General features: G+C 39.5%; 11 protein-coding genes. 7 read left to right on the top strand and 4 right to left on the bottom strand.

From position 1 onward, the window contains the following. Positions 1–8 precede the first annotated feature (8 nt). Positions 9–302 (bottom strand): ATP-dependent Clp protease adaptor ClpS, encoded by a 294-nt coding sequence (locus tag BVH02_RS05735; protein ID WP_086500054.1) that lies wholly within the window; start codon positions 300–302, stop codon positions 9–11. A 53-nt stretch (positions 303–355) separates the two neighbouring features. Here BVH02_RS05735 and BVH02_RS05740 point away from each other — a divergent pair, with 53 nt between their 5' ends. Both BVH02_RS05740 and BVH02_RS05745 read left to right on the top strand, forming a co-directional pair. Next, positions 356–1,798: a sodium:solute symporter gene (locus BVH02_RS05740; RefSeq protein ID WP_086500058.1), complete on the top strand. Its 1,443-nt coding sequence runs from the start codon at positions 356–358 to the stop codon at positions 1,796–1,798. A gap of 28 nt (positions 1,799–1,826) precedes the next feature. Then, the gene (locus tag BVH02_RS05745) at positions 1,827–2,576 is read left to right on the top strand and encodes a hypothetical protein (protein ID WP_086500060.1); all 750 of its coding nucleotides are present in this window, start codon (positions 1,827–1,829) and stop codon (positions 2,574–2,576) included. Between the two features lie 23 nt (positions 2,577–2,599). Here the strand turns inward: BVH02_RS05745 and BVH02_RS05750 are convergent, their stop codons facing one another. Further along, positions 2,600–2,938, bottom strand: a complete 339-nt coding sequence (locus tag BVH02_RS05750) for an MGMT family protein (protein WP_086500062.1) — start codon at positions 2,936–2,938, stop codon at positions 2,600–2,602. Next, a complete protein-coding gene (locus BVH02_RS05755) occupies positions 2,919–3,812 on the bottom strand; it encodes a mechanosensitive ion channel family protein (RefSeq protein WP_086500064.1) in 894 nt (297 codons plus the stop codon). The genes BVH02_RS05750 and BVH02_RS05755 overlap by 20 nt, the downstream gene beginning before the upstream one ends. Before the next feature lie 59 nt (positions 3,813–3,871). Here BVH02_RS05755 and BVH02_RS05760 point away from each other — a divergent pair, with 59 nt between their 5' ends. From BVH02_RS05760 to BVH02_RS05770, 3 genes are read left to right on the top strand one after another with little or no spacing between them, the layout of a single operon-like run. Beyond that, positions 3,872–4,549, top strand: a complete 678-nt coding sequence (locus BVH02_RS05760) for an SDR family NAD(P)-dependent oxidoreductase (RefSeq protein WP_086500066.1) — start codon at positions 3,872–3,874, stop codon at positions 4,547–4,549. 6 nt (positions 4,550–4,555) lie between these two features. Then, positions 4,556–5,014, top strand: a complete 459-nt coding sequence (locus tag BVH02_RS05765) for a nuclear transport factor 2 family protein (RefSeq protein WP_086500068.1) — start codon at positions 4,556–4,558, stop codon at positions 5,012–5,014. 6 nt (positions 5,015–5,020) lie between these two features. Further along, positions 5,021–5,476: a hypothetical protein gene (locus BVH02_RS05770; protein ID WP_086500070.1), complete on the top strand. Its 456-nt coding sequence runs from the start codon at positions 5,021–5,023 to the stop codon at positions 5,474–5,476. Between the two features lie 3 nt (positions 5,477–5,479). On the opposite strand, the gene BVH02_RS05775 is transcribed toward BVH02_RS05770, so the two are convergent. Beyond that, positions 5,480–5,905, bottom strand: coding sequence for an META domain-containing protein (locus BVH02_RS05775; protein ID WP_086500073.1), 426 nt, complete (start codon positions 5,903–5,905; stop codon positions 5,480–5,482). Between the two features lie 530 nt (positions 5,906–6,435). Here BVH02_RS05775 and thrA point away from each other — a divergent pair. Both thrA and BVH02_RS05785 read left to right on the top strand, forming a co-directional pair. Then, positions 6,436–8,886, top strand: coding sequence for a bifunctional aspartate kinase/homoserine dehydrogenase I (gene thrA / locus BVH02_RS05780; RefSeq protein WP_086500075.1), 2,451 nt, complete (start codon positions 6,436–6,438; stop codon positions 8,884–8,886). After that, positions 8,886–9,821 carry a homoserine kinase gene (locus tag BVH02_RS05785; protein WP_086500077.1) on the top strand — a complete coding sequence of 312 codons (936 nt, stop codon included), beginning with the start codon at positions 8,886–8,888 and terminating at the stop codon, positions 9,819–9,821. Before thrA ends, BVH02_RS05785 begins: the two co-directional genes overlap by 1 nt. The last annotated feature ends 2 nt before the right edge of the window (positions 9,822–9,823 follow it).

Genomic DNA, 9,823 nt, shown 5'->3' on the forward strand with positions numbered 1-9,823 from the left:
GGGTGGATTTAAACGATTTCGGCTTGGATTCCGGCATCTAAGATAGCTTCACACATAGGTTTTAGCTCTGTGATACTACCTTTTTTTACCGCACATTTTCCTCTGTAATGAATGGTGATAGCACATTGTTCTGCTTGTTCATTCGTATGCTTGCAGACTTTCATGAGAATCTTGATCACATGGTCGAATGTGTTGAATTCGTCATTGTAAACAATCAGGTCGTTGGATTCAACATCTATCATGTCCTCCACCAAAACTTCGGATTCTTCGCTATACGGAAATGGGTCGTTTGAATGATTCATTTTGCAAAATTAAGAATATTGAACAACTTAGCGCACCCACTTCAATACGAATTATGAATTCCCAAGTAGTACTCATTGTAATCTGTTGTTATTTTTTACTGCTATTTCTAATTTCTTACTTCACTTCACGCAAGGTTTCGGCTGATACGTTCTTCACTGGAGACCGGCAGTCACCCTGGTTCTTGGTAGCATTTGGTATGATAGGAGCCTCACTTTCAGGAGTGACCTTCATATCCGTTCCTGGGGAAGTTGGTAATTCTAACTTCTTTTACTTCCAAGTTGTTTTGGGTTACACCTTGGGGTATTTCGTTATTGCAAAAGTCTTGCTGCCGCTTTATTACCGGTTGAATCTTGTTTCTATCTATTCATACCTAGATGATAGATTTGGCTTTTGGTCCTATAAGACTGGGGCTTTTTTCTTTATTCTTTCTAGAACTTTAGGCTCTTCCATACGGGTATTTCTAGTTGCAAGTGTACTTCAGCTTATTCTATTTGATTCCCTAGGTATTCCATTTTGGGTATCTGTGTTAATTACGGTCGGGTTAATTTGGCTTTATACCCATCGCGGAGGTATCAAAACGGTGGTTTGGACGGATACACTTCAGACATTTTTTATGCTAGCAGCTGTTGTGGTGTGTGTGATTACCGTCGGTAATGCATTGAATTTTGATGGAGTAAGCGATTATGTCAAGTCCGTGTCAGATGATCCCCGCTCCAAGATATTCGACTGGGATTGGAAATCTGGGACAAATTTCTTCAAGCAATTTATCTCTGGAGCTTTTATCACTATAGTCATGACAGGCTTGGATCAGGATATGATGCAAAAGAATTTGACTTGTAAAAATATCGGTGAAGCACAGAAAAATATGTTCTGGTTTACAACGATTTTGGTTTTTGTAAATTTGCTCTTCTTGGCTTTGGGCGTATTGCTTTATTTATATGCAGAAACTAATGGCGTTCCAATGCCAACTAAAACAGATGAGCTTTTTCCTCTTCTGGCTACAGAATATTTCACGCCTTTTGCAGGAATTGTATTTGTGTTAGGCATTACGGCAGCGGCGTATTCCAGTGCAGATTCCACGCTTACAGCTTTGACCACTTCATTCTGCATTGATTTTCTAGAGATAGAGAAAAGATATCCTGCGGAAAAGCGGGTTGCAGTAAGAAAGAAAGTCCACATCGCTTTCACATTTATTATGTTCTTGGTGATTATGGCTTTTTACTGGATCAATAATCAGAGCGTGATTAATTCAGTTTTTGTGATCGCGGGATATACATACGGACCTTTGCTTGGATTATATGCGTTTGGCTTATTCACCAAGTGGCAGGTCAAAGATAAATTCGTCCCTTACCTAGCTGTCTTTGCACCCTTGCTGACTTTTGCGATAGCATCCAATTCAGAAGAACTATTCTGGGGTTACAAGTTTGGTTTCGAAGCGCTGATTTTGAATGGGTTGATTATGTTTGTTGGCTTGTATTTGTTGAGGAGGAAGTGATTTGGATACTTGAGTCTAACTAAACCATATGGGTAAAAGGAATAAGTTTACTGAAAAATTATCAAATAAAACCACTCAAAAATTAGAGCAAATAATAGGAAGTGATGGCTATGTAGAGGAAGCTAAAATGGCAGCCAAATGGCTGCTTGATGAAAAAGGTGTAAAAGTGAATTACAATCCCAAAATCAAAAGTACCACAAAAAATCTACCTTGGGTTCTGGAAAGAAATATTAATCCAGCTCACAAAAGCAAATATGAACTTAGAATAATTGGGTTTGGAATAATATGTTTGATTTCTGCATTACTTCTTAATTTTCAGACTATGACAACTTTCAAGTCATCTCTTGAAAGATTAGATGGGACAATTTTTACATCTAAAGTATTTATTGAAAATGTCTCAACTAGAGGGAGATTTGGTCATGAAGATAAAAGCCGTCGGGCAACTTTATCCTTTAGTCTTGATGAATTTGCTAAGCAATTTATTTTGAGAGAAAATATCGGAGAAGAATATTCTAAGCAGGAGTATTATCGAATTTCAGATTTTCTTAAAAACTCAGAATCGGTTACTGTTTGGGTAAATAGAAATCAAATGGAAAATTTTGAGCCTAAGGTTTATCAAATTGATGTAAATGGACAAACGATTTTGGCTTTCGATGATGTAAAGACAGAGAATTCTGGAATATTTATGTTTTTGCTTATTCTAGGTTTAGTTTCAACTTGCTTTGGAATGTATAGTAGATATCCTGATAGAGTCAGAAGGGTTTTAAGAGTAAATTAATTGGATAGATTCTTCTCAATTTTTCATACCACCAACTCCACCTCTGGATTCCAAAATACCTTATCGAAATTCTGGACCTTGTCTTTCAAGACTTTTACTCCTTCTTTCTCCAGTAACTCCTGCATCTCAGTTGGTGTGGAAAAATGCCCTTTGCCTGTCAATAATCCCTGGCTGTTCACCACGCGATGTGCTGGTACATCGGCCATGGTATGCGCTGCATTCATCGCATAGCCAACCATTCTTGCTCCGCTTTTTATCCCTAAATAATGTGCAATCGCTCCATAATTAGTAACTCTTCCACTTGGGATCAGGCGAACTACCTGATAAACTAGATCAAAATAATTAGGCTTTTCGGGTTTCATTTGACCAGTTGATTAAGGCTTGGTTGATGGTTTTCTTGACATTTCTTTCGACGATTTTTTCTCCTGATTTAATAGGGAATTGATATCGAATGATGATACTTTCTGGCTTGTGATCTAGTATGTTTAATTGCGAACCTTCTATATATATGTAGTCAGAGAATTCTGATAGGGATGCGTTCAATACTTTTTCCAGGTCGCTTAACTGAATCGCTGAATAAAATGGAATCTCTGAGTCCATGATGACTTGATGAGAATTATTCTTAGAGTAATTCACCACTTCTGAGGTCAGCGCCAGTGTGTTTGGGATGATGATAATTTCTCCTGTCTCACTTTTTAGCTCCATATTAATCAGCGTGATATCCCGTATAAACCCCAAACTATTCCCAATTTTTATCTTGTCACCTATTTCCAACTGATCCGAAAACATCATTATTAAACCATTCACGATATTAGTGATGTAGTCCTTAGTGAGCAAAGCGATTGCTGCTGCCACTATGGTAATACTGGTGAGGAACTCCAATGGGCGAACACCAAATGCCAACATCAAGGTGATTAAAAACACGATGATATTGAACAAGGAGGAAAGTCTATCAATGCCAATTACAAAATTGGGTTGAACACGAATATCTTCTCTTTTCTTTAGATAAAATTGTAGCGTAATTATTCTGGCCAAGGAGATTATCAAATTCCCACTTAATAAAAATATGACTGCTCTAATAAGGTTAGAAGCGATCAAATACGTGTCGAAAAATGGGCTAAGTCGACTATTTGACTCAAAACTTATCACCAATATCACTAGTAGAATGAGCTTTAAAAAGAAGTTTCTCCTACGTTTGTTTTCCTGATCTTTGATTATGGATTTAAGTTGATTCATATCTGTTTTGAAAAATTAAGCCTATTTTTAACAAATATCAGAAAGAATCTTGGAGTAGTATGAGCAGAAATATAATAATCACAGGAGCAGCAGGGAATCTAGGGTCAGCAGTCGTAGAGAAGTTTAAGCGTGAGGGCTATCACGTCATTGCACTTTTACAGCCAGGCAAGGATGAAGAAGTTGAAGAGGCAGATGATTTCTATGAGGTAGATGTGACTAATGAAAATTCTGTTTCAGACTTTATCAAAGAATATTTTCTACAATATGGGGAGGTAGATGCACTTGCATTTCTCGTAGGGGGCTATACAAGTGGAGATATATCAAAAACTAACCAAGCAGACCTGGAGAAAATGTTTACCCTTAACTTCTTCTCCGCTTTTCATTTGGTAAAAGGCTTTTTACCCTTTATGAAGAAAGAAGAAAAAGGTACTTTCCTATTTGTAGGAGCTAGACCAGCCTTGCAAATGGAAGCTGCCGGAGAAACTTTGGCATATGCCTTGAGTAAAAAACTAGTCATATCATTAGCTGAAATAGTGGGCGAGGAGACCAAAAATACCCCAATCAGATCGCATGTTTTTGTACCAAGTATTATAGATACACCTCCAAATAGAGAATCAATGCCAGATGCAGATTTTAGTAAATGGGTAAGCGCAGACGAAATTGCAGAGGCTATGCATTATGCGGTCAACACACATGCTTTGCGCAATATGACATTCAAACTTTATGGGGAGGTATAATTCGTTATGATCAATAAATCAGCATTACTCTTAGTGTTTGCCTTTATGATAGCAGCTCCTGTTTGGGCGCAGTCAGAAGAGGCTGCCGTAAAAGCTGTGATCGAATCACTATTTGATGGCATGAGAGCTAAAAATTCAAGTCAAATTGAGGCTACTTTTTCAGAAAATGCAATTATGCAAACCATAGAGACAAGTGGAGATATTGGCATGGTAAAAGCTGGTTCGGTAGTTGATTTTATTAAAGGGATTGGAAGTCTTCCTGCTGAAATGAACCTTGACGAACGAATTACCGATTATAAGATCAATATAGATGGGCCCATGGCAACTGCGTGGACTCCATATGAATTTTATGCCAATAATAAATTCAGCCACTGTGGCGTGAATTCATTTCAATTAGTAAAAATGGCCGAAGGCTGGAAAATAGTTTACATCATCGATACTCGCCGAAAAGACGGCTGCAATTGATCATATATGAATACGTTTAAAGAAAAAGTTTATCAGACTGCGATCACGCAGGTGAAAGAGAAAATCAACCTATTGAAAGCCGAGCGAAAGGCAATCAATGATGGGATTTTGGAGGATACGAAAAGTAGTGCAGGAGATAAGTTTGAGACGGGCAGAGAAACTATGTCCCGTGATCTCATGACTGTCGAAAATCAGCTCAAGCAGGCGAATTTCGAATTCGATGAATTGTGCAGATTCCAGGCGATCAAGCAGCCATCTGCCACTATACAGGAAGGTAGTCTAGTTAAATTAGGAGCAGATACGTATTTAATTTCTATCAGCCTAGGTCAAATCACGGTCGATGGTGAAAAGCTCTTTATGTTAAGCAAAAACTCCCCACTTGGAGAGATCTTGGTTGGCAACAAAAAAAATGATCAAGTAGAGTTTCGTGGAAAATCCATCCTGATCACCGAGTTGCTTTAAATTTTAATTAGTCTTTTTAGGCACAAAACTCATCAGCTCGGTGCTTCCATCGAGTAGGATGAGTTTTTCTTTGCTTATTTTCAGATTCCCAACTTTGTTCAAAGCCGTAATGAAATCCTGCTCACCTAGGCCAGGGCACATTTTTTTGGTCATTGCTCCTGGATCAAGTTCTAGTCCAGTGCTTTCTAATAAAAAGCTTCCTGAGAAATTATTGCAGCCGGAAAATCCTGACAACTTTCCCTCAGTAAGAAATGCCAGGGAAGGGAAGCCGCCAGGGAATTGATTTATATCTAGCCCTCTACCCATGAGTGATGATAGTGTCCAGCTATTACTTGTCAGTAGTTTTAAGGGATGTATTGATTTGGAGCTCCCACAACATACTAAGAGAAAGAAAATTAGTCCATAGGATAGAGTTTTAAAAGCTTTCATTCTTTCACGTGTTTAGTGTATTCTAAAATACACAAATTGACACCAAATTCAATTTTGCGTTTTAAGCGTCTTGGCATTGATTATACTAGATTCTTAATTTTCTTTGAAATTGTTGCTGTATTTCTAATAGAATTTCTATTTTTTTCAAAAAACTACAATGGTTTGTTTGGCTAATAAAAATTTTGGCAGTAAGATTGTCCTGTCAATAGTCCAGTTATGGTATTTGCAGAAAAAATCTCTTCAGACTTAAATCTTCTTCCAGCTATGGAAGCTAGAACCTGCGCCACTTTTTCTTTGACGACATGGATGGGTACCACGATTACGGGTTGATCCCGTCACAATCATTAAATTACCCGCCCCCGTGGCCTTTTATATAGGCCTATTTTAATTTCCCAGTAATTAATTCAGAAGTAGTATTTATGAAGTCCAGCATGGCCGAAAGTTCACACAGAGGTACGATTATCAATTATGCGAGATTTCATCCCAAGATATCGGGTCAGGTACTGATCATTAAAAAATATTCATAACCTATGAAAATCATCAAGTTTGGTGGCTCATCCGTAGCGAACCCAGAAAATATACAGCGAGTTTTCTCTATTATCAAAGAGAAGCTTAAAGAGCACGAATTAGCGGTAGTTTTTTCTGCTTTTGGTGGTGTCACCGAGAGTTTGTTGAAAATCGCACAGCTAGCCAGAGAAGGGGATGAAGCTTATCGCGAAGTGCTTCAGACGCTTGAAGAAAAGCATCTGGCGATCGTGCGTCAACTTATTTCTGTACAAAGTCAATCTACTGTGATGACTTTTGTGAAGGTAAGATTCAAAGAGCTGGAAGATCTTTTTCATGGGATTTATCTGATCAAAGAGAACTCTCCTCGCACATTGGATTATGTGGCGAGTTTCGGAGAAAGACTTTCGGCATTTATTCTTGCAGAATCTATGCAGGGTCAGGGATTGAAAACACAGTTTCTTGATGCTAGGGATGTGATTCGTACCAATGATAGATTTGGACAGGCAAAAGTTGATTTTGAAGTAACCAATGAGGCAATCAAAAACTACTTTGCGAAGTATGACGGCATCAAAGTAATCACAGGTTTCATTTCATCCACTGCCAAAGGAGAAACCACTACACTCGGTAGGTCAGGCTCTGATTATACCGCAGCTATTTTTGCGGCAGCACTGGATGCTGAGAATCTCGAGATTTGGACTGATGTTTCTGGAGTGTTGACTTCGGACCCAAAATTAGTATATACCGCTTTCACTATTCCTCAGTTGAGTTACAATGAGGCAATGGAGCTTTCGCATTTCGGTGCCAAGGTTATTTTTCCAGCAACTATGCAGCCGGCGATGCGCAAAAGCATCCCTATTTATATCAAAAACACATTTGAGCCTGAAAATCCAGGGACACTTATAAATGGTGAGGTAAGCCCAGGGGCTTTGATCAAAGGAATTAGCTCTATTCCAAACGTTTCTATTGTGACCGTGCAAGGAGCAGGAATGCTAGATTCTACGGTTGGCACTAGTCGAGTTTTTAAAGCATTGGCAGAGGCGAAAGTCAATGTCTTATTGATCTCCCAAGCTTCTTCCGAGCATAGCATTTGTCTAGCTATCAAAACGCAAGAATCTTATCTGGCAAAAGAGGCAGTGGAAAAAGAGTTTTTCTACGAAATCAAATCCGGTGAAATGGATAAGGTGATCTTATTGCATGACTTAGCTACAGTGGCAGTAGTGGGTGAAAACATGAAGCATAATCCGGGTGCATCTGGAAGAATGTTCCGTGCCTTGGGAAGAAATAACATCAACGTAGGTGCAATCGCACAGGGAAGTTCAGAGCTGAATATCTCGGCTGTAATTCCTCAGCCAGATTTGCAGAAAGCACTGAATGCGCTGCATGAAGCATTCTTCCTTTCTGAAAATAAAGTCCTACACGTGTTTTTAGTAGGAGTTGGACTTATAGGTCAGGCATTGATCAAGATGATCGCAAATCAACAGCAAAAATTACGTGGTGACAATGAACTTGACATCCAGATTCATGGGATGGCAAATAGCCGATTCATGGCATTCCATGAGGATGGTTTTGACCTAAGCAATCCTTACGAATTGAGTGACTCGGACGAAAAAACCGACTTGAATAAGTTTATTAGAACAATGGAGGAGATGAACTTCTCCAATACTGTATTTGTGGATTGTACTGCAAGTCAGGATGTGGCAGAGCTTTATACTAAAATTCTAGAAGCGAAAGTTGCCATAGTGACTCCGAATAAGAAAGCCAATTCAGGCTCAATGGATCAATATAGAGCATTAAAGAAGTTGGCGAAAAAGCGTGGTGTGAAATTCTTATATGAAACCAATGTGGCAGCTGGACTTCCAGTGATCAATACTTTACAGGATTTGATGCTAAGTGGAGATCGGGTGATTCGTATCGAAGCAGTGCTTTCTGGCTCAATGAATTATATTTTCTCCGAATTGGAAAAGGGTGATCCTTTCTCCGAAGTGGTTAAAAAAGCAAAAGAATTAGGATTCACAGAGCCAGACCCAAGAGATGATTTAAGTGGAATGGATGTGGCGAGGAAGATTTTGATTTTGGGTCGTGAAGCAGAGCAAGATTTGGAATTTGATTCTATAGAAATTCAAAGCATGGTGCCAGAAGATTGTCAGAATCTCGGTTCTGTTCCTGAGTTTTTTGAAGTGCTGAGAACGCATGACATAGACTTTGCAGAAATGCTTAAAGTAGCTGAAGCAAAAGGAGAAAGACTTCGCTTCATGGCTACTTTGGAAAATGGAAAAGCTAAAGTGGGATTAAATTCTCTACCAATTGCGCACCCATTTAGTGGTTTGGGGGGATCTGATAACATGATTCTTTTGACTACAGATAGATATAAAGACAGACCGATGATCATCAGAGGGCCAGGAGCTGGAGCTGATGTGACTGCTGCGGGCGTGTTTGCAGATGTGATTCGAATCGGTAACTACACTAGAGAGTAATGCGCTCGGTCAAAGCATTTGCCCCTGCGACTGTCGCGAATGTTTCCTGTGGGTTTGACATCCTAGGATTCGCAATTGACGCTATGGGCGATACAGTTGAGCTAGTTCTGAAAGATGAACCAGGTTTGCAGGTCGTTTCTATTGAAGGAGATGAGGGGAAACTTCCGCTTGAAGCTGAGAAAAATACTTGTGCAGTTGCTATTCAAGCCATGTTGGATGAATTAGGTTCTAATGTAGGGATGAATATTTACCTGACTAAAGGGCTGCCTTTAGGATCTGGGATGGGTTCAAGTGCTGCAAGTGCTGTGGCTGCCTTGGCTGCTGCAAATAGACTTTTGGGAGATCCTTTTGAGAAAAAAGATCTGTTGCCTTTTGCGATAGCAGCAGAGAAAGTCGCTTGCGGAGCTGGGCATGCAGATAACGTAGCTCCAAGTTTATTAGGTGGATTTGCATTGATTCGAGATTATCACCCATTGGATGTGATTAAGTTGCCAGTACCTGAAGGGCTTTATTGCACACTTCTGCACCCTCATTTTGAGTTGAAAACGGCCGATTCCAGATCAGTCCTTAGAGATATGATCCCTATGAAGTATGCTACAATACAGTCAGGGAATGTGGCAGGACTGATTGCAGGTTTATATGAAAGTGATTTTGAATTGATCTCCAGATCGCTTCGTGATGTGATAGCCGAACCTTATCGGGCTGTATTGCTTCCAGGGTTTTACGAAGTAAGAGAAGCTCTGAAATCCGCTGGAGCTTTAGGGATGGGGATTTCAGGATCAGGACCTACACTTTTCGCTCTTTCTAAAGGAAAAGAAATTGCAGAAGCAGTGGGCGAGGCAGGCAAAGAAATATTTTCAAAAATAGGCTTAGAGGTTGATGTTTATTTCTCTGAAATTAACACTAGAGGAGCCTACATCATCGAAGAGAAATAAGC

It is taken from the genome of Algoriphagus ratkowskyi (assembly GCF_002150505.1).
In the GTDB taxonomy this organism is placed as follows: Bacteria; Bacteroidota; Bacteroidia; order Cytophagales; family Cyclobacteriaceae; genus Algoriphagus; species Algoriphagus ratkowskyi.

What these genes read in the sequence shown, in the direction of transcription:
- BVH02_RS05735 (WP_086500054.1), bottom strand. Translation starts at nt 302, where the DNA reads ATGAATCATTCAAACGACCCATTTCCGTATAGCGAAGAATCCGAAGTT.
- BVH02_RS05740 (WP_086500058.1), top strand. Translation starts at nt 356, where the DNA reads ATGAATTCCCAAGTAGTACTCATTGTAATCTGTTGTTATTTTTTACTG.
- BVH02_RS05745 (WP_086500060.1), top strand. Translation starts at nt 1,827, where the DNA reads ATGGGTAAAAGGAATAAGTTTACTGAAAAATTATCAAATAAAACCACT.
- BVH02_RS05750 (WP_086500062.1), bottom strand. Translation starts at nt 2,938, where the DNA reads ATGAAACCCGAAAAGCCTAATTATTTTGATCTAGTTTATCAGGTAGTT.
- BVH02_RS05755 (WP_086500064.1), bottom strand. Translation starts at nt 3,812, where the DNA reads ATGAATCAACTTAAATCCATAATCAAAGATCAGGAAAACAAACGTAGG.
- BVH02_RS05760 (WP_086500066.1), top strand. Translation starts at nt 3,872, where the DNA reads ATGAGCAGAAATATAATAATCACAGGAGCAGCAGGGAATCTAGGGTCA.
- BVH02_RS05765 (WP_086500068.1), top strand. Translation starts at nt 4,556, where the DNA reads ATGATCAATAAATCAGCATTACTCTTAGTGTTTGCCTTTATGATAGCA.
- BVH02_RS05770 (WP_086500070.1), top strand. Translation starts at nt 5,021, where the DNA reads ATGAATACGTTTAAAGAAAAAGTTTATCAGACTGCGATCACGCAGGTG.
- BVH02_RS05775 (WP_086500073.1), bottom strand. Translation starts at nt 5,905, where the DNA reads ATGAAAGCTTTTAAAACTCTATCCTATGGACTAATTTTCTTTCTCTTA.
- thrA (WP_086500075.1), top strand. Translation starts at nt 6,436, where the DNA reads ATGAAAATCATCAAGTTTGGTGGCTCATCCGTAGCGAACCCAGAAAAT.
- BVH02_RS05785 (WP_086500077.1), top strand. Translation starts at nt 8,886, where the DNA reads ATGCGCTCGGTCAAAGCATTTGCCCCTGCGACTGTCGCGAATGTTTCC.